The organism is Winogradskyella sp. (assembly GCF_028282165.1).
GTDB lineage: Bacteria > Bacteroidota > Bacteroidia > Flavobacteriales > Flavobacteriaceae > Winogradskyella.
Window position 1 is genome coordinate 132593 of sequence record NZ_JANQIM010000033.1, and the last position, 21114, is coordinate 153706.

General features: G+C 35.2%; 25 protein-coding genes. 14 read left to right on the forward strand and 11 right to left on the reverse strand.

The features are described from left to right. Nucleotides 1-218: 218 nt before the first annotated feature. Nucleotides 219-1535 carry an adenosylhomocysteinase gene (gene ahcY / locus Q0972_RS12580; RefSeq protein WP_299366068.1) on the reverse strand — a complete coding sequence of 439 codons (1317 nt, stop codon included), beginning with the start codon at nt 1533-1535 and terminating at the stop codon, nt 219-221. A gap of 113 nt (nt 1536-1648) precedes the next feature. On the opposite strand from ahcY, the gene Q0972_RS12585 reads away from it, so the two are divergent. From Q0972_RS12585 to Q0972_RS12620, 8 genes are all read left to right on the forward strand, one after another. Continuing rightward, entirely contained in the window at nt 1649-2281 is a 633-nt protein-coding gene (locus Q0972_RS12585; RefSeq protein ID WP_299366069.1) for a 4'-phosphopantetheinyl transferase superfamily protein, read from the forward strand. Then, nucleotides 2274-2999: a geranylgeranylglyceryl/heptaprenylglyceryl phosphate synthase gene (locus tag Q0972_RS12590; RefSeq protein WP_299366070.1), complete on the forward strand. Its 726-nt coding sequence runs from the start codon at nt 2274-2276 to the stop codon at nt 2997-2999. Before Q0972_RS12585 ends, Q0972_RS12590 begins: the two co-directional genes overlap by 8 nt. Nucleotide 3000: 1 nt before the next feature. After that, complete coding sequence (locus Q0972_RS12595; RefSeq protein ID WP_299366071.1) at nt 3001-3261, forward strand: hypothetical protein; 261 nt, start codon at nt 3001-3003, stop codon at nt 3259-3261. Then, nucleotides 3245-3877: a nicotinamide riboside transporter PnuC gene (gene pnuC / locus Q0972_RS12600; RefSeq protein ID WP_299366072.1), complete on the forward strand. Its 633-nt coding sequence runs from the start codon at nt 3245-3247 to the stop codon at nt 3875-3877. The genes Q0972_RS12595 and pnuC overlap by 17 nt, the downstream gene beginning before the upstream one ends. Continuing rightward, complete coding sequence (locus Q0972_RS12605; protein ID WP_299366073.1) at nt 3838-4407, forward strand: ATP-binding protein; 570 nt, start codon at nt 3838-3840, stop codon at nt 4405-4407. Before pnuC ends, Q0972_RS12605 begins: the two co-directional genes overlap by 40 nt. Then, a complete protein-coding gene (locus tag Q0972_RS12610) occupies nt 4404-5960 on the forward strand; it encodes a DUF4301 family protein (RefSeq protein ID WP_299366074.1) in 1557 nt (518 codons plus the stop codon). Before Q0972_RS12605 ends, Q0972_RS12610 begins: the two co-directional genes overlap by 4 nt. A 2-nt stretch (nt 5961-5962) precedes the next feature. After that, the gene (gene arfB / locus Q0972_RS12615; protein WP_299366075.1) at nt 5963-6367 is read left to right on the forward strand and encodes an alternative ribosome rescue aminoacyl-tRNA hydrolase ArfB; all 405 of its coding nucleotides are present in this window, start codon (nt 5963-5965) and stop codon (nt 6365-6367) included. 624 nt (nt 6368-6991) lie between these two features. Beyond that, nucleotides 6992-9262, forward strand: a complete 2271-nt coding sequence (locus Q0972_RS12620) for a TonB-dependent receptor (RefSeq protein ID WP_299366076.1) — start codon at nt 6992-6994, stop codon at nt 9260-9262. Between the two features lie 62 nt (nt 9263-9324). On the opposite strand, the gene Q0972_RS12625 is transcribed toward Q0972_RS12620, so the two are convergent. Then, nucleotides 9325-9756 (reverse strand): hypothetical protein, encoded by a 432-nt coding sequence (locus Q0972_RS12625; protein ID WP_299366077.1) that lies wholly within the window; start codon nt 9754-9756, stop codon nt 9325-9327. Nucleotides 9757-9922: 166 nt separating this feature from the next. Between Q0972_RS12625 and greA the strand changes: the two genes are divergently transcribed. Further along, nucleotides 9923-10396, forward strand: coding sequence for a transcription elongation factor GreA (gene greA / locus Q0972_RS12630; RefSeq protein WP_299366078.1), 474 nt, complete (start codon nt 9923-9925; stop codon nt 10394-10396). 100 nt (nt 10397-10496) lie between these two features. Then, on the forward strand, nt 10497-10889 hold the full coding sequence (locus Q0972_RS12635; protein WP_299366079.1) for an HIT family protein: 393 nt from the start codon (nt 10497-10499) through the stop codon (nt 10887-10889). Nucleotides 10890-10893: 4 nt separating this feature from the next. Here the strand turns inward: Q0972_RS12635 and Q0972_RS12640 are convergent, their stop codons facing one another. Beyond that, entirely contained in the window at nt 10894-12054 is a 1161-nt protein-coding gene (locus tag Q0972_RS12640; protein WP_299366080.1) for a HAMP domain-containing sensor histidine kinase, read from the reverse strand. Nucleotides 12055-12178: 124 nt separating this feature from the next. Here Q0972_RS12640 and Q0972_RS12645 point away from each other — a divergent pair, with 124 nt between their 5' ends. The 3 genes from Q0972_RS12645 to aat all read left to right on the forward strand — a co-directional run bounded on the left by Q0972_RS12645 (nt 12179) and on the right by aat (nt 14439). Next, nucleotides 12179-13048: a flavin reductase family protein gene (locus Q0972_RS12645; protein ID WP_299366081.1), complete on the forward strand. Its 870-nt coding sequence runs from the start codon at nt 12179-12181 to the stop codon at nt 13046-13048. Nucleotides 13049-13174: 126 nt separating this feature from the next. Further along, nucleotides 13175-13552: a DUF3127 domain-containing protein gene (locus Q0972_RS12650; protein WP_299366082.1), complete on the forward strand. Its 378-nt coding sequence runs from the start codon at nt 13175-13177 to the stop codon at nt 13550-13552. A 263-nt stretch (nt 13553-13815) separates the two neighbouring features. After that, the gene (gene aat, locus Q0972_RS12655) at nt 13816-14439 is read left to right on the forward strand and encodes a leucyl/phenylalanyl-tRNA--protein transferase (protein ID WP_299366083.1); all 624 of its coding nucleotides are present in this window, start codon (nt 13816-13818) and stop codon (nt 14437-14439) included. Here aat and Q0972_RS12660 read toward each other — a convergent pair. The 3 genes from Q0972_RS12660 to Q0972_RS12670 are packed head-to-tail and all read right to left on the reverse strand — an operon-like array spanning nt 14436 to nt 16272. Next, nucleotides 14436-15116, reverse strand: coding sequence for a DUF2490 domain-containing protein (locus Q0972_RS12660; RefSeq protein WP_299366084.1), 681 nt, complete (start codon nt 15114-15116; stop codon nt 14436-14438). The two genes, aat and Q0972_RS12660, sit on opposite strands and share 4 nt — an antisense overlap. Then, a complete protein-coding gene (locus Q0972_RS12665; protein WP_299366086.1) occupies nt 15103-15681 on the reverse strand; it encodes a hypothetical protein in 579 nt (192 codons plus the stop codon). The genes Q0972_RS12660 and Q0972_RS12665 overlap by 14 nt, the downstream gene beginning before the upstream one ends. A gap of 18 nt (nt 15682-15699) precedes the next feature. Then, entirely contained in the window at nt 15700-16272 is a 573-nt protein-coding gene (locus tag Q0972_RS12670; RefSeq protein ID WP_299366088.1) for a DNA-3-methyladenine glycosylase I, read from the reverse strand. 82 nt (nt 16273-16354) lie between these two features. Here Q0972_RS12670 and Q0972_RS12675 point away from each other — a divergent pair, with 82 nt between their 5' ends. After that, nucleotides 16355-16972: a thioredoxin family protein gene (locus Q0972_RS12675; RefSeq protein WP_299366090.1), complete on the forward strand. Its 618-nt coding sequence runs from the start codon at nt 16355-16357 to the stop codon at nt 16970-16972. Nucleotides 16973-17218: 246 nt separating this feature from the next. Here the strand turns inward: Q0972_RS12675 and Q0972_RS12680 are convergent, their stop codons facing one another. From Q0972_RS12680 to Q0972_RS12700, 5 genes are all read right to left on the reverse strand, one after another. Further along, the gene (locus Q0972_RS12680; protein WP_299366092.1) at nt 17219-17953 is read right to left on the reverse strand and encodes an energy transducer TonB; all 735 of its coding nucleotides are present in this window, start codon (nt 17951-17953) and stop codon (nt 17219-17221) included. 81 nt (nt 17954-18034) lie between these two features. Beyond that, complete coding sequence (gene truB / locus Q0972_RS12685) at nt 18035-18733, reverse strand: tRNA pseudouridine(55) synthase TruB (RefSeq protein WP_299366094.1); 699 nt, start codon at nt 18731-18733, stop codon at nt 18035-18037. Then, nucleotides 18730-19524 carry an undecaprenyl-diphosphate phosphatase gene (locus Q0972_RS12690; protein ID WP_299366096.1) on the reverse strand — a complete coding sequence of 265 codons (795 nt, stop codon included), beginning with the start codon at nt 19522-19524 and terminating at the stop codon, nt 18730-18732. Before Q0972_RS12690 ends, truB begins: the two co-directional genes overlap by 4 nt. 46 nt (nt 19525-19570) lie before the next feature. Continuing rightward, complete coding sequence (locus Q0972_RS12695) at nt 19571-19840, reverse strand: DUF3098 domain-containing protein (protein ID WP_299366098.1); 270 nt, start codon at nt 19838-19840, stop codon at nt 19571-19573. Between the two features lie 256 nt (nt 19841-20096). Continuing rightward, complete coding sequence (locus tag Q0972_RS12700) at nt 20097-20975, reverse strand: permease-like cell division protein FtsX (RefSeq protein WP_299366100.1); 879 nt, start codon at nt 20973-20975, stop codon at nt 20097-20099. Nucleotides 20976-21114: the final 139 nt, after the last annotated feature.

Consider the following 21114-nt stretch of genomic DNA (forward strand, 5'->3'; position numbering starts at 1 on the left):
TGAGATAGTGATTGGTTGTTAAGTCAGTTCGAGTGATTCACGGTAGTGAATCGTATCGAGAACTCATTTAAAGATAATGACTTCTCGATAGTTCTGCTGAGCGTAGTCGAAGTGTATTCTGACAGTAAACGTCTGAATACTCGAAGTGATAATGAATTAACTTAAAACAAAAATCCCAAACATTTCTGCTTGGGATTTGATATTTGTTCATTGGAATTTTAATATCTATAATATTCAGGTTTAAAAGGACCTTCAACCGTTACGCCAATATAATCCGCTTGGTCTTTGCTTAGCTCTGTCAACTCCACACCGATTTTCTCCAAGTGTAGTTTAGCTACTTTTTCATCCAAGTGCTTTGGTAACATATATACTTTGTTTTCATACTTGTCAGAATGATTCCAAAGTTCTATTTGTGCCAAAGTTTGGTTAGTAAATGAGTTGCTCATTACAAAACTTGGGTGCCCTGTTGCCAAACCTAAGTTGACCAAACGACCTTCGGCTAATACGATGATGTCTTTTCCGTCGATAGTGTATTTATCGACTTGTGGTTTAATGGTATCTTTAGTATCACCATGATTTTCATTTAACCATGCCATTTGTATTTCGTTATCGAAGTGGCCAATGTTACAAACTATGGTTTTATCTTTCATCGCTTTAAAGTGCTCGGCTCTTACAATGTCTTTATTTCCGGTAGTGGTAATCACAATATCAGAATTACCAACTACAGTTTCTAAACGTTTTACTTCAAAACCATCCATAGCAGCTTGTAACGCGCAGATAGGATCAATTTCGGTAACCGTTACTATACTACCAGCACCTTTAAAAGATGCAGCCGTTCCTTTGCCAACATCACCATAACCACAAACGGTAACACGCTTACCAGCTAGCATAATATCGGTCGCTCTTCTTATAGCATCAACGGCAGATTCTCTACAGCCATATTTGTTATCGAATTTAGACTTGGTCACAGAATCGTTAACATTAATAGCAGGCAAAGGTAAAGTGCCATTTTCCATACGTTCGTATAATCTGTGAACACCTGTTGTAGTTTCTTCAGAAAGGCCTTTAATACCTTCGACCAATTCAGGATATTTATCTAAGACCATATTGGTTAAATCACCTCCATCATCTAAAATCATGTTCAAAGGTTGTCTGTCTTCACCAAAAAAGAGAGTTTGCTCAATACACCAATCAAACTCTTCTTCAGTCATATCTTTCCATGCATAAACAGCTGTCCCAGCATCGGCAATAGCAGCAGCAGCCTGATCTTGAGTTGAAAAAATATTACAAGAACTCCAAGTCACTTCTGCACCTAAGGCTTGTAAGGTTTCTATCAATACAGCAGTCTGAATCGTCATGTGCAAACATCCAGCAATACGAGCACCTTTTAATGGTTGCTCATTTTTGTATTCTTCGCGTAAGCTCATTAAGCCAGGCATTTCAGCTTCAGCCAATTCAATCTCTTTTCTTCCCCAAGCCGCAAGCGACATATCTTTTACCTTGTAAGGTACGTAGGCAATTGTTTTTGTACTCATAGTATTTTTTTTAATGTACTTTTAGTTTAATACTTATTTGGTTAATTTCGCCTTGTTAATTAATCTTTTGTAAAAAGCGTTGCAAAGATAGTTATTACCTTTTACTTTATTAAATGCCACTGTATAAATCCGTTAAAATAAACCATAATACGGCTGTAAAGATTTGGAAGATTGAAGAGTCTTATGATGATTTAATAAAAGTACTCGATTTAAAGCCTCAGAGTTTAGAACGGGTTCTAGGCATGAAAAGCGAACTACATCAGCGAGGTTTCCTTAGTATAAGACATCTACTTAGGGAGTTCGGTTATACAGATCAGGATTTGTTTTATGATGAATATGGCAAGCCACACTTAAAGGATGGAAATTACATTTCTATAACACATTCCTTCACATTTTCTGGCGTTATTATAAGCGATAAAGAAGTAGGAATTGATATTGAAAAACAGCGTGATAAAATTGGTGTTATTGCAAAAAAATTTGTGGATTATGAATTCAATTATTTAAATGAGTCTTCTGATGATTATGTAAGGAAGTTGACTGTCATTTGGGGAATTAAAGAGTCTTTGTATAAACTATTTGCGACCCCTGGAATGCTATTTAAAGAACATTTTTTGGTTATTCCCTTTATGCTTCAAGATGGTGAAACGGTAGCTTGGATAGATTACAAAGAGAAGAAATATAGATATAATTCAGCCTTTTTAGAGTTCGAAGGCTTTACGTGCGCTTATATCGTTCCTAATGAATAGCATTTATCAAGATATATTAGATTCAATTTCTAAATCTGAACATCTTTTAGCCGTTTTAATAGATCCAGATAAAATGCATGTTGAGAAAGTTCCAGCATTTATGTCCAAGTTAAACCGATCTATGACGACTCACGTTTTTGTAGGTGGCAGTGAAGTGCCAGAAGGGCTAACAGAAGCTTTGGTTGTAGAGATTAAAAAGCATACTAAGCTTCCGGTTATATTATTTCCAGGAGATATCATTCAGATTACTGACAAAGCTGATGGTGTTTTGTTTTTATCCTTAATTTCTGGAAGAAATCCCGAGTACTTAATCGGTAAGCATGTAGAGTCGGTTTCAAAGCTAAAAACCACAAAATTGGATGTATTGCCAACGGGTTATATACTCATTGAAAATGGGAAAAAAACATCTGTAGAACGTATAAGCCAGACTAAGCCCATTAAGCGCGAAGCAGTTGATACTATAATAAATACGGCAATAGCAGGCGAACTTCTGGGAATGAAATTGATATATCTCGAAGCGGGAAGTGGTGCAACCCATCCCATAAAAGGAGAAATTATTCAAAAGGTGAAGAAAGCGCTAAATGTTCCTTTGATCGTTGGGGGAGGCATCAGATCCGAAGTAGAGATGTATTCGGCATTTGATGCAGGTGCAGATTTGGTGGTCATTGGCACAGCTTTAGAAAACAACGAAGATTTCTTTAACGAATTAAATAAATAACATGAGAATATCCGTAGAACTAACATTATCGCCTTTGCAAAATGACTATGAAACACCTATAGTAAATTTCATTAAAGGGCTGAGGGATTCTGAGTTTACAATTTTGGAGAATCCATTGAGTACACAGATTTATGGAGATTATGATCAGCTTATGCCATTTCTAACTCAGGAAATAAAACGTTCATTTAATGAGGTTGATATTTCAGTATTGCAGATGAAGATTGTAAAGACAGATAGAAGCAATTATGAACCAGATTTTTGATTTCTTTTTAGAAGCCTATCGAACCGCACCAACAAGTCAAATTGTTTTAGAAGCTATTGCCTTTGTATTTGGTATTGCAAGCGTTTGGTATGCCAAAAAAGCAAATATTTTAGTCTATCCCACAGGGATTATTTGTACAGCTATTACGGTTTATTTGTTATATATCAACAAGTATCTAGGAGACATGATGATGAATATTTATTATTCTATTATGAGCATTTATGGCTGGTGGAATTGGTCTCGAAAGAAAGATGATGAATACGTGGTGCCAATTTCGAGAACCAACAATAAAGAAAAAGCTGTTGGTATAAGCATGTTTTTGATTACCATCCTAATTACCTATTTGGTTTATAAAGGCTTCAACTATAAACTGGAGATTCCGAATTATATAGATATAATTACATCAGGTGTTTTCTTTACGGCTATGTGGTATATGGCCACCAAGAAATTAGAAAATTGGACACTCTGGATTATAGGAGACCTTATTACAATCCCACTATACGCATACAGAGGTTTAGGGATGTTGTCATTGCAATATCTTATCTTTACCATATTGGCAATACAAGGTTATATCGCATGGAAGAAGCACTTAGACAACAACCTTCAAACTGCATAAAAGTTGTTTTGTTCGGACCAGAATCCACGGGTAAAACAACATTGTCCAGGGAGTTGGCCAAACACTATAATACAGTTTGGGTGCCAGAGTACGCTCGAGAGTATCTTCAAGATAAATGGAATAATGAGGGCAAAATCTGTGAGCCAGAAGATTTATTGCCTATTGCTTATGGACAGATGAAGTTAGAAAATGAATTAGCCCAAAAGACAAATTCAGTTTTAATTTGTGATACGGATTTGTTGGAAACCAAGGTTTACAGCGAAGCGTATTATTTAGGTACCTGTGACCCGATTTTAGAAGCATATGCTCTAGAAAATTATTATGACCTCTATTTTTTAACCTATATTGACACACCATGGGAAAAAGACGATTTAAGAGATAAACCCAACGAAAGAGAACATATGTTTAAGGCTTTTGAAAATGCTTTAATTACCAATAATAGACCTTATGTTTTGTTAAAAGGGAGCAAAGAAGAGCGTTTTAAAATAGCTATTAAGTATATAGATAACCTACTTAACAAAAAGACATGAGCTTTACAGCAAACGACCTCAAACAAATTGAAGGAAAGGGATTGACTTTACAGCAAGTTGAGTCCCAAATAGAATTATTTAAATCAGGAATTCCTTATACAAATATCTCAAAAGCAGCAACAAAGGGTAATGGTATTGTGGGGCTTAATAGTGAACTTATAGAGACAGCAATAGATTATTTTGAGGTTCATAAGAATGACTTATCACTCTTAAAATTTGTCCCTGCATCTGGTGCAGCTACTAGAATGTTCAAATTTTTGTTTAAGTTTTTAAAAGAATATAATCCTCAAAAAGAATCTTTAAATGCATTTATAAATAAAAATAATTTTAGAGACCTTGCTTTGTTTTTAGTTGGTTTGGAGAAGTTTCCGTTCTACGATATGGTCATTAAAGATTTAGCAGAAAGACATATAGATTTTAACAGTTTATCAGAAAAGGATAAAGCTTTTCACTTTGTCAAAACAATGCTAGATCAAGAGTTGTTCAATTTTGGTAACTCACCAAAAGGATTATTACCATTTCATAAGTATAAAACCAATCATATTTCAACAGCTTTCGAAGAACATCTTTATGAAGCCGCTTTATACACTTCGGATGAAAATACAGCAGATCTTCATTTTACGATTTCTGAACGTTACAAGGATAAATTTGATGAGGAATTTAAGCGTATTGAAGAGTATGTGGAAGAAAATACAGGAGTGGCTTTTAATATTTCATTTTCGTACCAACACGAATCTACAGATACTATTGCAGTCACACTAAAAGACGAGCCGTTTAGAAATGACGATGGTACACTTTTATTCCGTCCATCAGGTCATGGCGCCTTATTAAAAAATCTAAATGCACTCGAAGCTGATATCATTTTCATTAAAAATATAGACAATGTTGTAGTGAAGCAGTACAAGCAGGAAATGGTAAAATACAAAAAAGTGTTAGCTGGAATTTTGCTCAAACTTCAGAATAAAGCTTTCGCGTACATGCATGTTTTAGATCAAACTACTATTTCTGAGGATGAGTTTGGCAATATTGAAAGATTTCTTGTAGACGAGATGGATATCAAGATTTCTAGAGAGTATCATAAATACTTAGACAAGTATAAAATTGAGTATTTACGAGAAAAACTAAATAGACCTATCCGTGTTTGTGGTATGGTGAAGAACGAAGGCGAACCAGGCGGAGGTCCGTTTTGGGTAAGGGATTTATATGGTAACCAATCGTTACAAATCGTAGAATCTGCCCAAATCAACTTAAAGAATAAAAAGCAAAAAGACATTTTGACCAACGCCACACACTTTAATCCAGTAGACTTAGTTTGTGGCGTTAAAAATTATAAAGGCGAGAAGTTTGATCTCGAAGACTTTGTAGATCATGATGCTGCATTTATAACGATGAAAACCAAAGTTGGCAAGGATCTTAAAGCATTGGAATTACCTGGGCTTTGGAACGGTAGTATGGCCAATTGGAATACTATTTTTGTAGAAGTACCCATTATTACCTTCAATCCTGTAAAGACGGTAAACGACTTACTTAAAGCGCCCCATCAAATTCATTAGCTGTGGACGTTGAAGCCTTAAAATCTGAGTTGATCTATAAAGCGGTCCGTAGTTCTGGAAGCGGTGGGCAAAATGTTAACAAAGTAGCCACTAAAGTGGTTCTGTATTTTAACTTGGAAAGTACAGAGGTTTTTAACCATGAGGAAAAGGAACGCTTAAGAGTATTTTTCAAAAACAGATTGAACAAACTAGGAATACTGAAATTAGACTCAGACGAAAGTCGGAGTCAGTTGAGGAATAAAACTTTGGTCACACAACGGTTTCTAAGGCTTGTTGAAGAAGGCTTAAAGGAGGATAAAGAACGAAAACCGACCAAAGTCCCAAAGGCAGTTAAGCAAAAGCGATTAGAGACTAAGCGAAAGGTTTCAGAAAAGAAAGCTAATAGGAAACCTCCACGTTTAGATTGATTGTATTGGTCACTTCGAGTGTTCCGACGTTCACCGTCGGAATGCACTTCGACTGCGCTCAGCAGAACTATCGAGAAGTATTAAAGCAATGAATTCTAAAAGTTCTCGAGTTATTCTATCACTAATCATAGAAACGCTCAAACCGACATTGAGCGTTCAATAAAAAGAATTCATCAATAATCATTTGTCGTTAATAATTTGTAACTTATCTTTGCGCCGTTCTCAAAAAGGGGTGCTTTATCGATTTATGAATGACGATTTAAGAGTGACGATTTAAGAATTACTAATATTCAGAGATTCGTCAATCAAAAATCAAAAATCGTAAATCCATTCGGCTGAGATCATACCCATTGAACCTAGAACAGGTAATGCTGTTTAGGAACCGAGCGTAAAAAATATCCTATAAATCTCTAGCTTGTAGAAGGATGGATATTTTTAGCGAGTGTGATTAGGTTATCAATGTTGGTTTTTACTTCTGAATCCGATATGACTTAATTGTTACTCATCACGAAGATTCAAAGATAGCAACCAACTTTCCAAGTCACATTCACTAAAAGCTCAATTAATATTTATTAACCAAGAATAATAACCTCTTTTTATTCGATTATAATTTATTTAATCGTAATGAAAAATTTATTCAACAATCTCTCAAAAAAGAGTAGGCAGAGATTATCACTATTCATTTTTTTATTAAGTGTTTATTCCATTAGTGGACAAGAAAAGCAACAGGATTCTGTTAAGTTAGAAAAATTAGACGAAGTCTTGGTAAAAGCCGTTCGTGTAGATGCGAAATCACCAATTACACATACTAATGTGTCTAAAAAAGAAATTGCTAAACGTAACTTAGGGCAAGATATTCCTGTTTTGCTTAATTTTTTACCATCGGTTGTTACAACTAGTGATGCTGGTGCAGGTGTTGGTTATACTGGCATAAGAGTTAGAGGCGTAAGCCCGCAATCTACCAATATCACCATCAACGGAATCCCTTATAACGATGCAGAGTCCTTAGGGACGTTTTGGGTAAATCTAGGTGATTTTGCTTCGTCTGTTGAAAGTTTGCAGTTGCAGCGTGGTGTAGGGACATCGACCAATGGATCGGGTGCGTTTGGAGCGAGCATCAATATTTTAACTGACGCTGCTTCAAAAGAGGCTAATGGTGAAATTTCTAATTCCTTTGGAAGTTTCAATACCAGAAAACATACCGTTAAGTTTAGCACAGGACAGATTTATGCGGACACTGAGCGCAGTCGAAGTGTCGAAATTGCGGGAAGATTATCCAATATTTCATCGGATGGTTATATCGACAGAGCCACTGCAGATTTAAAATCATATTTCTTACAAGGTGCTTATTTAGATGATAATACCTTAATAAAAGCCATTGTTTTTGGGGGTAATGAAGTCACATACCAAGCATGGAATGGTATCACTGCCGAACAACTTGAAGAAGATCGTACGTTTAATCCATCTGGTCAGTTTACAGATGAAGACGGTAATATACAGTTCTACGACAATGAAGTAGATAATTACAGTCAAGACCATTATCAATTACACTGGAATCAGAGCTACAACAATAATTGGTCTACAACAATAGGTTTAAACTACACGTATGGACGTGGCTATTTTGAACAATATGAGGATGACACTGATGAAATAGATTCATACGGGGGTATTGTTTTAGCTACAGATGTTCGCATTGAGGAGGATGAGGATGGAAATCCTGTTGAAATACCTATTACAGATTTAATTCGTCGTCGTTGGTTAGATAACGATTTTTATGTGATTAATGCCAGTGCCAATTATAAAAACAATGAAATAGACCTGATTTTTGGAGGTTCATTTAGCCACTATAATGGGGATCACTTTGGGGAAGTGATTTGGGCAAGAGCATTTTCAGAAAATGGAAGCATAAGAGATCGTTATTATGATGGTAATGCGAAAAAGAATGATTTATCCACATTTGCAAAAGCAAACTATAAATTAAACGATCGTATTCAGCTATATGGTGATTTACAGGTGCGTAATGTCAACTATGAAACTTCGGGTATCAACTCAAATCTTACTAGTTTTAATATTGACGAAAATTACACATTCTTTAATCCAAAAGCTGGTATTACGTATGCTTTAAACGATAATAACGATTTCTATTTCTCATATGCAAGGGCGAATAGAGAACCTAGTCGAGACGAATTTGAAAATAATCCAGAGATTGAGCCAGAACAGCTCAATGATTTTGAATTGGGTTGGAGACATAGAAAAGGAAATTTCAGTTTCAGTGCCAATGGATATTTAATGCTATACAACGAACAGTTAGTACTTACTGGCGAGATTAATGATGTTGGTGCTCAATTAAGAGATAATAGTGGTGAAAGTTATCGACTTGGTTTAGAGTTAGAAGCTATTCTGCCTGTGACTTCCAAGTTAACTTTGCAGCCTAATTTAACACTAAGCACTAATAAAAATAGAGAGACTATAGTTTCGATCGATGGAGAATTCCAAAATCTAGGTCGAACAGATATTGCCTTTTCTCCAGACATAATTGCAGCGAATGCGATTGTGTTTCAACCCATTCAGAATCTTCAAATGTCATTATTAAGTAAGTATGTTGGGGAACAATTTATGGGGAATACCGAAAATCCCTTATCGAAATTGGATAGTTTCTTTGTTAACGATTTTAATGTGACTTACACCTTAGAGACCAATTCAATTTTTAAATCCATCGTTTTTACAGGTTTAGTCAATAATATATTTAACGAAAAGCTCGTATCCAACGGGTTTTTCGGCTCTTTCGATTTTAACGACCCAGACAGTCCAACAGGGACTTCAACAGGGTTTTTCTCTGGGTTTTACCCACAAGCAACCACTAATTTCTTATTAGGATTGACATTAAACTTTTAACAAATCGAAAATTAAGAAAAAACATTACCAAGAGTTTCAATATGAAACTCTTGGTTTGTGATCTAATTTGTCACAAGAAATTGACCATTGCCTAGATCGTCTACCCTATAGGGTTTTAATGTACAAATACTTGAGTTTCCATCAAAACCTTGACCAGTGAATAAACTGTATTGATTAGCATCTTCGCAACCAGATTCTACAATACCTCCTCCAATATCTACTAAAGTGGAGCATGCAGATGGTGGACGACTTGGATCTGCAGCATCCCAGGCTAATATAGTTACAGAAGAACTCCACAACCAAATACCACTGTTACCTTGATTTGCTACATAAACCCCATTTCCTGGTGATTGTAATTGATTAAACTGTGGTAAATTGGTGTTTACAGTAAGGTTGACTCCAGCGTCAAATAAAAAGTTGCAATTGGTTGCATTATTGTCATCTCCACTGCATGAAACTAAAATCAGGGAGAGTATGATTAAGAGCTTTTTCATAGTAATTTTTGCAGTTCAATTTACGATTATTTCAGCTATGCTGTAAATATTTTGTATATTTGTATCGTAATCTCGTTGACGCGAGATTTTTTCTTTAGCCCCGAACTTGTTTCGGGTTCTTTTTTAGATATCACGCAACAGATTACAAGTATTAAACGAATGAATTATGAGTAAAGTATCTTATTACACAGCGGAAGGACTAAAAAAATTAAGAGAAGAATTAAACCACCTTAAGGACGTAGAACGTCCTAAAGCCTCTCAAGCAATAGCAGAAGCAAGGGATAAAGGAGACTTAAGTGAAAATGCAGAATATGATGCAGCCAAGGAGGCGCAGGGCATGTTAGAAATGAAAATATCTAAAATGGAAGAAATTTTAGCAAATGCTAGAGTAATTGATGAGTCTCAGTTAGATACATCTAAAGTTTTAGCATTATCTACGGTTAAAATAAAAAACCAGACTAATGGCATGGAAATGACCTATACTTTAGTCGCTGAGAGCGAAGCCGATTTAGCTTCGGGAAAGATTTCTGTAAACTCACCTATTGGTAAAGGGCTATTGGGAAAATCTGTCGGAGATACTGCCGAGATAAAAGTGCCGAATGGTATTATGAAGTTTGATATTTTGGAGATTTCTAGATAGTCGCTATCTCGTACCATAAAAGTTTTGGTGTTCACAATAATAAAGATTCCTTTTAAGGAATCTTTTTATCTTTATAGGGTATTCTATAAACCTCATTTCAATGGCTACATTATTTACAAAAATTATCAATGGTGATATTCCATCGTATAAGGTTGCAGAAACCGAGAACTTTTATGCGTTTTTAGATATAAACCCTAACTCAAAAGGCCATACATTGTGTATCCCGAAAAAAGAAGTCGATAAGATATTTGATTTGGATGAACCTACGTATATGGGTTTAATGAAGTTTTCTAGAGATGTCGCAATTGCCATAGAGAAAACAGTGCCTTGCGAACGTGTAGGGATGTCTGTCATCGGGCTCGAAGTACCGCACGTGCATGTGCATTTGATACCTCTGCATACCATGGAAAACGCGCGCTTTACCCACAAAGTGAAATTAGAACCCGAAGAATTTAAAGCTTTGGCATCAAAAATTGCCGAAAATTTTAAATAAAAGCTCAGGCCGTTTTTAATGAGATTTGTATAGTGGTCCCTTTTCCGATTTCAGAATGAAGAACTTTTATTTTGCCCTTGTGATAATCTTCAATAATACGTTTGGCTAGAGATAGACCAAGTCCCCAACCACGTTTTTTAGTAGTAAATCCAGGTTCAAAAATCTTAGTAAATTGATGCTTAGCAATACCTTTTCCAGTATCTGATATGTTTATATACACTTGTTTGTCATTCTGAGTAATTAGGAGCTTTAGATGTCCTTTGCCTTTCATGGCATCAATAGCATTTTTAACCAGGTTCTCAATAGTCCAACTATAAAGCTGTGAGTTTAGTTTAACAGGTATTTTAGTCTCTGGACTTTCTATTTCAAAAGCTACAAGTTTTGAGGATCGCGATTTTAAATAACTATAAGACGATTTAGTGACTTCAACAATATCCATTGCCTCTAGCGTAGGTGCTGACCCAATTTTACTAAAGCGGTCGGTAATAGTTTGTAAGCGATCAATATCTTTTTCGATCTCAGCTATATAATCTGGGTTAACGTTCTCAGTTTTTAATATCTCTGTCCAGCCCACAAGTGATGATAAGGGGGTTCCTATTTGATGTGCTGTTTCTTTTGCCATTCCTGTCCAGAGCTTATTCTGCTCCGCAATTTTAGAACTTCTGTAAAAAAAGTAAACAACAGCTGCGAAAAGAAGTATAATTAATAATAATGCCAATGGATAGTATTTTAGCTTATTGAGCAATGGCGAATTACCGTAATAAATCGTTTGAAAGACCCGGTCATTTAAAATGACCTTTATAGGTTCGTTTTCCTTTGTGAACTTACTGATTAATTTTTGTGTAAAAATGGAATCCTTTAGTTTTTCTTCATCAATATTAATAGAATTATTAACCTCCCCGGTTTTATCTATAACCAGCATTGGTGTACTTGTAGTCGTTTCGGTCAAAACATGGAAGGTTACTTCATTAACATCTTCATCAAGATTATCGATATTCTTTAAGAAATCAATTTGGGCAACAGACCAAGTTTTAATTTTCACACGTTCCTCAGCCTTAAATTTTTGGAAAAAAGAATAGGTGTTCCAAAGGATAAGTAAAATGATTATAAAAGAAGATAGTATAATAATCCAACGGATTATATTCCGGTTAGAGCTAAAGGTCATTAGTTAATGCAATTTCTTTTTTAAATATAATGTAAAACTGTTAATAATATTGTCTTAATAGCGGCGCAAAACACTTTCATCAGCCAGCCAATATAATTATATTTGTTCAATATCAGTTGACTAGATGATTTCATTAAACCCAAAAGATCTTTCTACAGGTAGATTGCATGGTTATTTACTTAGTGCAGTCGCACCAAGACCTATTGCTTTTGCAAGTACGATTGACGCAAATGGCAATCCCAACTTATCGCCCTTTAGTTTTTTTAATGTGTTTAGTGCAAGGCCGCCAATTATGATATTTTCACCAGCAAGACGTGTAAGAGATAATACTACTAAACATACGTTGCAAAACGTGGAAGCCGTTAAGGAAGTGGTGATCAATGTAGTTAATCATGATATCGTTCACCAGATGTCGTTGAGCAGTACGGAATACCCAGAAGAAGTGAATGAATTTGAAAAAGCAGGATTAACCATGCTACCATCAGAAGAGGTGAAACCATTTAGGGTAGCAGAGTCTCCAGTTCAGTTTGAATGTAAGGTTAATGATATCATTAAATTGGGGACAGAAGGTGGAGCAGGAAATTTGGTGATTTGCGAAGTGGTAAGGCTCCATATTTCGGATGAGGTTATGAATACTGATGAAACTATTAATCAAGAAGCTTTAGATTTGGTGGCTAGAGCAGGAGGGAGTTATTACAGCAGGGCTAGAAAAGGGTTTTTTGAAATACCTAAACCTTTGAGAACTATGGGTATTGGTGTTGATGCACTACCAGACCATGTTAAGAACAGTATGATATTAACAGGTAATAATTTGGGAATGCTAGCCAATGTAGATACTTTACCTTCTAAAGAAGAAGTAGATCAGTTTGTAAAGGATATTAGCAAGCGCTATCCTGAAATTAAAACTGCTTCGCATAGAAAAAAACATAAATTAGCTCAAAATTATTTGAGCTATGGAGACGTAGAAAGTGCTTGGAAGTTATTACTTTCGTGAGCTGAAATTTTAGATTAAAAAGGGTTTTCGTAACATTTAACTATGGTTTCTACGACAACAATAAAACATAAAAATCTCTATTCTCGAGAAAAAGCAACATAAAACTAAATAATAGATTAAGCAAAAATGGAAGTACAAGGACGTATTAAGGTGATTGGCGAGACACAAACTTTTGGAAATAACGGATTCAGAAAAAGAGAGGTAGTGGTAACTACAGAAGAGCAATATCCACAGCACCTTATGATAGAGTTTATTCAAGATAAAACAGATTTATTGAATAGCTATAGCATAGGGCAACAGGTTAAAATAAGTATCAACCTTAGAGGACGCGAGTGGGTAAATCCACAAGGAGAGACAAAATATTTCAACTCTATTCAGGGCTGGAGAATTGAAGCTTTGCAACCTGAGGCACAAAATGGCGATATGCCTCCTGTACCACCTGCCGAGGCTTTTGAACCTGTAAGTGATCTAAACGAAGACGATCATGATGATCTGCCTTTTTAGTTCATAGAATTTTAACGATATATTAAAGAGACTTGTTTTAATTTAAAACAGGTCTTTTTTATATTTAAATGAAAAAGTCCTGATGGTTAGTCAGGACTTAGTATTGTGGTTTTAGGTTTTGATCTTTACAAACAAACTTAAAAAAAAGCAATGATGAACAAAAAATTTATTTAATAAAGATCATTTCAAATATCAATAAAAATATTATACTATCAAAACTAAGTGTGTTATTTAACAGTAAAATTCGCTAAAAACTTGATTTTATGCACTTTTTAACCCAAAAAATAGAGTTTCCTGATGTTTCAGAAGCTACCGCTGAAGGACTTTTGGCAGTTGGTGGAGACTTATCTACAGAACGTTTATTACATGCTTATGCTTATGGAATTTTTCCTTGGTTTGAAGATGAAGAACCTTTATTGTGGTGGTCACCAGACCCAAGGTTCGTATTGTTTCCCAAAGACTTAAAAGTGTCCAAAAGCATGTTGCAAATACTTAAGAAAGACCTTTTTAAGGTGACAATAAATAAGAATTTTGAATCTGTAATAGAGCAATGCTCAATTACCAAGCGAGAGGGACAACGAGGGACTTGGATCACTGACGATATGAAAGCGGCTTACATTAGACTTCACCGATTGGGATATGCAAAGTCTATTGAGGTATGGCAAGATAATGAATTGGTTGGTGGCCTATATGGTGTCGATCTAGAGAATAATGTATTTTGCGGTGAAAGTATGTTTGCTAAGGTTAGTAACGCCAGTAAGGTCGGATTTATTCATTTTGTTCAGAATTCTAACTATAATCTAATCGATTGTCAGATTTATACTAAACATTTAGAGAGTCTTGGAGCCAGGCATATTCCAAGGCAAGATTTTTTAAAATACCTTTAAACTTTAAAGATTACTGAAGTTAAAAAAAATAGTTTTTCTTCGGTATCAATATTAAATACCTCAAAACGATATTCTAGACCTAATTGAAGTTTTAATGTTTCAGAAATTAACCAACCGATCTGAGTCGTTGTTCTATAGTCAAGTTCGGGATTTAACTTTTCAGCTAAGCTCAATAACCCTTCAATAGATGTTACTAAATAACCCTCACCAACATTGAGTTTTTCACCATTTAAGGGAAAATCAACAGCCAAGCGATAACGACTTCTAAGAATCGTGAGCTCATCTAAAATGCGTTGTTCCAAACGCACTCGGTGCCCAAAGCGTAAAGCATGATTCTTTTTAGTATAATTAAACTGTTGGGTTAAACGCAATTCATTGCTACCGCCGTCAATAGATTCCCTTAAACGATATTGAACACCTAGACTAATAGCGTTATTGTAGTCTAGGTTAAAGGTAGAAAAATGAACTAAGTCCAGTTGTCTGTTTTCAAAACTGATGGCATCGTCTCTATACATATAGTAACGAGAACGCAAGGCAAAGTTGAATTTGTAATGACTAGAAAACCTTTTGTTCAATGCAAAAGTACTTTCGCCTAAACTTTCAAAATTAGATTGGGAAAATAGGTGAAATCCAATAAAACATGCTAAGAAGCATAACAGGTATTTAGTATAAGACATGCTCGTAAGACGTCGGATTTATGGTTTTAAAGCTTAAAAGTGCCCCATCTTTATTAAACGTAAATTCTCTTAAATGACGTTGCTTATTGGCTTTTACTTCTGCAATGATTTCAAAATTGGGCACTATTCCAGAATCTTGGGACAACACTTGAGTAATAAATTGAGAAGGTTCAAACTGAGAGTCAAAAACATATTGTTCTTGGACTTTGATCACCTTATGTTTTGTATAAGAAGATTTAAAGTAATCTTTAATTCTCGTCTTTATCGAAGTTTCAACTGCTTTGAATTTTGTCAGGACTTCAAGGTCTTCAATAAGACCTTGGTCCGAAAATTCTAGGCTGTAACGTTTGCCTTTGTATTTAAATTTAGCTTCAAAACTCAGCTTTTCCCCATCCGTTTCTTTGTAAAAATTGATGCGCTTACAATGCTTTGGAAGTGTTTCGATGATGTTTTGAGCAGTAATAGGAAACGCTGATAACTTAATACGCTTTTCTTTTTCGTTTTTGGTTTGGCCTAAAACGAGTTGTCCAAAACATAATAAAACAAATAATAACTTGAGTTGCATTTTTTTAATAAAATATCATTAGACTTCATTATATCTAAAGCAAGATACTTCATGATCGTTGACCATTCCGGTAGCTTGCATATGTGCATAAACCACAGTAGTGCCAACAAATTTAAAACCACGCTTTTTTAGGTCTTTGCTTATGATATCGCTTAGAGGTGTATTAGCTGGTGCATCTCTATGGTCTTTTAGGGTATTTTTTATGGGTTTGCCATCTACAAAATCCCAAATGTATTTTGAAAAGCTTCCAAATTCTTCTTGAATTTTCATAAATGCTTGAGCATTAGTTATTGTTGCTTTTATTTTAAGCTTGTTTCTAATTATTCCTGAATTTTGAAGGAGTTCTTTATATTTGTTTTCGTCATAATGTGCAATCTTATTGTAGTCGAAATTATCAAAAGCCTTTCTAAAGTTTTCACGTTTTCTCAAAACAGTGATCCAGCTTAATCCAGCCTGAAAAGTCTCGAGGGTTAAGAATTCAAATAAGGTGTCGTCATCATAAACAGGGACACCCCATTCTTCATCATGATATTTTACATAAAGTGGGTCATCCTTGGGCCAAGCGCATCTATGAACGTCTTCGTTTTTCATTAAGTGAAAGGTTTTTTATCTTAATTCTACTAAGGTAACATATGTCACATAATTTATGACAAAACAAACCTAATTTTGTAGTATGGAAGTATTAGAAAACACAATGATAAAGAACATCATCTCTCAAAGCTTGGAGGATTCAATGACTTATGAGGAATATAGAACCTTGGTCTCAAATTTAGTTGAAGAACAATCAACAACAGGTAATGAAAAAACCGAGGCTTTAATCAATTTTACCATGTTGAATGACAGACGCATGAAGCGTTGGGACAAAACCGTAAAACTGTCTGAGGATACTGTAGAAAGAATAAAATCGTTTAATAAAAAGGTCACTTGGTTGGTACTAACAGAGAGTTGGTGTGGTGATGCGGCCCATATTGTCCCAGTAATAGACAAAGTCGCTAAACTCAATAATAAGATAGACTATAGGATAGTCTTAAGGGATGACAACGACAAGTTAATGGATCAATTTTTAACCAATGGCGGAAGAGCCATCCCTAAGTTAATTATGATTGATAACGAAACAAATGAAGTTGTCAATACCTTTGGGCCTAGACCAACTGTAGCAACAGAAATGGTAAAAGCCTATAAAGCTGAACATGGTCAACTAACATCAGAATTTAAGGAAGATTTACAACGTTGGTACAATAAAGATAAAGGACAGTCTACAGTTGACGATTTGGTGAATCTTTTAGGCTAACATCAGAATTTTCGTCAGTTTGTTTGAGTGCCAAATCTTTGATTTGGTGTATCGAAAACAAGAAAATATTGTAATATTCCAACAGACAACAATCTTTCAAATTGTCACTTCGAGTGTTCCGACGTTTACTGTCGGAACGTATCGAGAAGTCATTTCAACTGATCATCTTAAATAGGTTCTTGATATATTTCGATTCACTTCGACTAAGCTTGACAACCCGAAACAACAGAATGGGACTAAACTTTACTAATTTTTCCCTCTGAACGAGAAAGTAATTGTACCGATTTGCTCTCTTTTGCTCGAAGCATCAAACTGAACTTCTTTAGCATATTCTAAAGCATGATCTATTAGGCATGCATTTTTGGAGCTTGAAGCTCCGTTAATAAATGCATCTATAACATTACCATTGCCATTCACAGTAATGCTCACTACAATTTTCCCGCCCTTTTCACAAAGGTACCTTGGGATATCATAATCTTGCATAATTCTTCCTGTAAGGGAATAGGTTAGAGTACTTCTGGCTTTAGCATGCTCGTCTGCGATCTTTTTGTTCTCTAATCGCTTATTAAGTTCTTCTTGAAGTTTCTTATAAGATTGGGTTTCTTCAGAATTTAGGGCATAGGCATTGCCATTGGCATAAGATTTATCGATACTTGTTTCTTCTTGTACGTCATTTGCTTTAGCTTCTTCCAAGGCTTTGGTAGTGCGCTCAAAATCGTTTGGGCTTACGGTTTTAAAGTTGCGCATCAATTCTTTAAATTCTTGGTCTTCATTAAAAGCTTTGTTCGTAGAGGCGCCATCTAAAGCCTCAAGTAGTTTTTGTTCCTCTTTGGTAAGTTCGGGTTCGGGCTCAATCTCGTAATAGCTTTCCGTAATCAGCTTTCCTTTTAATTTCAATTGAATACTGAACATTGCAAGAACCACAGTTCCTGTAAGAAGAAATGTGATGATAGCTGCTTTATGTTGTTCAATTAGTTTCAAAATGTATCGCTATTTCTGACATAAAGATATACGAATATAACAACGAAAAAGTTTAAATGTGTGCTTTAAACACTTGTTAAATTAGTGATTTAGCGGAAGTGTAGCTATAAAATCTTCAGGACTTAAAGCATCTTCTACTTTAAAATCGCCTATACGTGTACGGCGTAATTCAGATAAATGCGCTCCAGAATCTAGAGCCTTACCAAATTCGTGCGCCAAAGATCTAATATAAGTACCTTTACTACAGACTACTCTAAATTTTAACTCTAGACCTTTGATCTCAGTGATTTCAAATTCAGAAATTTTAACCTTGCGCGATTTTACTTCCACATTTTCTCCAGCTCTGGCAAACTCATACAAACGCTTGCCATCTTTTTTAATAGCAGAAAACACGGGAGGAAACTGTTCTATGCTGCCAATGAACTTTTTTGTAGTTCTATGAATAAAATCGTCGGTGATATGGTCTGTCGGATACGTAGCATCGATTTCGGTTTCCAAATCATAAGAAGGCGTGGTATTGCCTAACACAAAAGTGCCAGTATATTCCTTTTCCTGACCTTGAAAGGTATTGATCTGTTTGGTCATTTTACCAGTGCAAATCACTAACAAGCCTGTTGCTAAAGGATCTAGAGTGCCCGCATGACCTACTTTTATTTTTTTGATGGCAAATGTTTTTCGGATAGCCCATCGTAATTTATTTACAGCTTGAAAAGATGTCCAATGTAATGGTTTGTCGATAAGTAAAATCTCACCATTTTTAAAATCCTCTAGGGTTTTCATGACGCAAACGACCAAATAATAGCTATAAGACCAACAATAATACAGTAGATGGCAAAATAAGTCAGTTTACTCTGCTTTACAAGTGCTATCATCCATTTACAAGCAAATAGGCCAGCAATAAACGCAGCAATAAATCCAATGCTTAAGGTGGTGAAATTTGTGCTTTCATAGGTGATTTCCCCACTAAAAATATCTTTGGCAATTTTTCCAAAGATGAGTGGAACAACCATTAAAAAAGAAAATCTAGCAGCTTTGGTTTTGTCATTTCCTAAAAGCACAGAAGTAGAAATCGTAGCGCCAGAGCGAGAAATTCCTGGAAGCATAGCTATAGCCTGCGAAATCCCAATAACAAAAGCATTACTGTAAGATACACTTTTGTTGGTGTCTTTTGCTCTATCAGCTAAGAACAAAAGGATAGCCGTAATAATGAGCATAAAACCAACTAGCATAATATTACCTCCAAAGAGTTGCTCTAATTGTTCTTCAAAAAAGAGCCCAATAACTGTGGCTGGTATCATGGATATGGCAATTTTAACTAAAAATTGCAGGTCCTCATTCCATTCAAATTTCAAAATACCTTTAATGATTAGAAGAATGTCTTTTCTAAAAATAACGATGGTACTCAGGGCTGTAGCAAAATGAAGCACAACGGTAAACAACAGACTTTCTTTAGGTACTGAATTGTCGCCTAGAATAGCTTTACCAAGTTCTAAATGGCCGCTCGACGATACAGGTAGAAATTCGGTAAGTCCTTGTACAATTCCTAAAATGATAGCATCAATAATATCCATGAGGGCAAATATCAGGCTTCAAATACCAAATTCCAAGTAGAATGATTTAGTCTTTGGAGTTTTTATCTTTATTGGGATTTAGAAGAATAGCATAAACTTGTATGCCAAAGCCAATTAAAACCAGAGTAGGGGCTAAACGGATCCGTCTCCAGCTAAAAACATCAGGATTCCAAACATTCGGATCATCACTTCCGCCACCTGTCATTAAAATGAAGCCAATAACAATACATGCCAAACCGATAAGCATAAACTTATAGTTTTTCTTTCCGAAGATAAACTCAGCTTTTGACTGCTCTTTGCGTTTTTTTTCTCCCATTGATTTTTAAATTCAGTAAAGATAATGTCATCATCTAATGCTATCCATTACTTTTGCGAATTGCAAAGTAACGGTTTTATTTAAAACTATTGTCTTAAGGGAATCTAAAATCGATCAAGACGAAATTGAAATCGAAGTCGAAGTCAAAAAATCGAAATAATAAAAGATTAACTTTTTAATTAATAGCTCTTACTTTCCACTACTTAATATCAAAACCGTGACTCGAAACTAATCCCCTATACTTATCCCAAAGGACCTAATAATACAACTGATCCGTTTTTAAGTTCAAGAAACGCTGTGTCGCAATAAAGGTACTGATCCAAGTAATGACAATACCCAACACAAAAATACCAACAAATAAGCCAATAATCATTAAGGTGTTTCTAAGGAGTTCCAATTCAGGAAAGGTCAGGTCTAAGTAGTATAGCACAAAAGCCATACCTACTAAAGCTACTACAGCACCAATGATACCGAGTTGTATACTCTTCCAGACAAAAGGTTTTCTAATAAAGCTTTTAGTCGCACCAACCATTTGCATGGTCTTAATAATAAACCGCTTAGAATATACGGCTAATCGAATAGAACTATTAATCAGCAATACCGCAATTAAAGTAAATAGTGCGCTAATAATCAATACCCAAAAGCTTATTTTCTTTACGTTATCGTTCATTAATTCAACCAAATCGTTGTCGTATCGTATTTCTTCAATAAAGGATTTATTGGCTAGGTTGTCTGATATTTCACTAAGCTTTTCGGTAGTGACATAATCGGCTTTTAAATACACATCAATGGAATTTTGAAGCGGATTATAGCCCACAAAATCCATAAAATCTTCACCTGTTTCGGCTTTCATCATTTCGGCAGCTTCTTCTTTAGAGACATAGACGGCATCTTTAGAGTAGTCTGCCATAGCCAAGGTCTTTTTAAGCTGATTGACTTCAACCTCTTTTGCGGTATCATTTAAGTAAATGGTCATTACCACCTGTTCCTTAAAATGATCAGCCACTTTTTTAGAATTGATGACTAACAAACCTAAACAGCCTAAGAGAAATAATACCAAAGCGATACTGATAACAACAGAAACATAAGAGGAAATGAGTTTGCGTTTTTGGTATTTTTCAAAAGATGAAGCCATATAGAACGGATTAATGCTGTAAAAATAAAAAACAATTTAGTTATCTAGAGTATTACAACGTTTAGTTTTTAATTGTGTTGCAATACCACTAAATTTGCCGTCGTTATCGTCATTGCGAGCGAGGAACGAGCGAAGCAAT

Coding starts and splice junctions, on each gene's coding strand:
- pnuC (WP_299366072.1), top strand. CDS start 3,245: ATGAACCAGATTTTTGATTTCTTTTTAGAAGCCTATCGAACCGCACCA.
- Q0972_RS12675 (WP_299366090.1), top strand. CDS start 16,355: ATGGAAGTATTAGAAAACACAATGATAAAGAACATCATCTCTCAAAGC.
- greA (WP_299366078.1), top strand. CDS start 9,923: ATGAGTAAAGTATCTTATTACACAGCGGAAGGACTAAAAAAATTAAGA.
- aat (WP_299366083.1), top strand. CDS start 13,816: ATGCACTTTTTAACCCAAAAAATAGAGTTTCCTGATGTTTCAGAAGCT.
- Q0972_RS12620 (WP_299366076.1), top strand. CDS start 6,992: ATGAAAAATTTATTCAACAATCTCTCAAAAAAGAGTAGGCAGAGATTA.
- Q0972_RS12625 (WP_299366077.1), bottom strand. CDS start 9,756: ATGAAAAAGCTCTTAATCATACTCTCCCTGATTTTAGTTTCATGCAGT.
- ahcY (WP_299366068.1), bottom strand. CDS start 1,535: ATGAGTACAAAAACAATTGCCTACGTACCTTACAAGGTAAAAGATATG.
- truB (WP_299366094.1), bottom strand. CDS start 18,733: ATGAAAACCCTAGAGGATTTTAAAAATGGTGAGATTTTACTTATCGAC.
- Q0972_RS12640 (WP_299366080.1), bottom strand. CDS start 12,054: ATGACCTTTAGCTCTAACCGGAATATAATCCGTTGGATTATTATACTA.
- Q0972_RS12690 (WP_299366096.1), bottom strand. CDS start 19,524: ATGGATATTATTGATGCTATCATTTTAGGAATTGTACAAGGACTTACC.
- Q0972_RS12670 (WP_299366088.1), bottom strand. CDS start 16,272: ATGAAAAACGAAGACGTTCATAGATGCGCTTGGCCCAAGGATGACCCA.
- Q0972_RS12695 (WP_299366098.1), bottom strand. CDS start 19,840: ATGGGAGAAAAAAAACGCAAAGAGCAGTCAAAAGCTGAGTTTATCTTC.
- Q0972_RS12605 (WP_299366073.1), top strand. CDS start 3,838: ATGGAAGAAGCACTTAGACAACAACCTTCAAACTGCATAAAAGTTGTT.
- Q0972_RS12635 (WP_299366079.1), top strand. CDS start 10,497: ATGGCTACATTATTTACAAAAATTATCAATGGTGATATTCCATCGTAT.
- Q0972_RS12665 (WP_299366086.1), bottom strand. CDS start 15,681: ATGCAACTCAAGTTATTATTTGTTTTATTATGTTTTGGACAACTCGTT.
- Q0972_RS12585 (WP_299366069.1), top strand. CDS start 1,649: ATGCCACTGTATAAATCCGTTAAAATAAACCATAATACGGCTGTAAAG.
- Q0972_RS12610 (WP_299366074.1), top strand. CDS start 4,404: ATGAGCTTTACAGCAAACGACCTCAAACAAATTGAAGGAAAGGGATTG.
- Q0972_RS12645 (WP_299366081.1), top strand. CDS start 12,179: ATGATTTCATTAAACCCAAAAGATCTTTCTACAGGTAGATTGCATGGT.
- Q0972_RS12590 (WP_299366070.1), top strand. CDS start 2,274: ATGAATAGCATTTATCAAGATATATTAGATTCAATTTCTAAATCTGAA.
- Q0972_RS12595 (WP_299366071.1), top strand. CDS start 3,001: ATGAGAATATCCGTAGAACTAACATTATCGCCTTTGCAAAATGACTAT.
- Q0972_RS12700 (WP_299366100.1), bottom strand. CDS start 20,975: ATGGCTTCATCTTTTGAAAAATACCAAAAACGCAAACTCATTTCCTCT.
- Q0972_RS12650 (WP_299366082.1), top strand. CDS start 13,175: ATGGAAGTACAAGGACGTATTAAGGTGATTGGCGAGACACAAACTTTT.
- Q0972_RS12660 (WP_299366084.1), bottom strand. CDS start 15,116: ATGTCTTATACTAAATACCTGTTATGCTTCTTAGCATGTTTTATTGGA.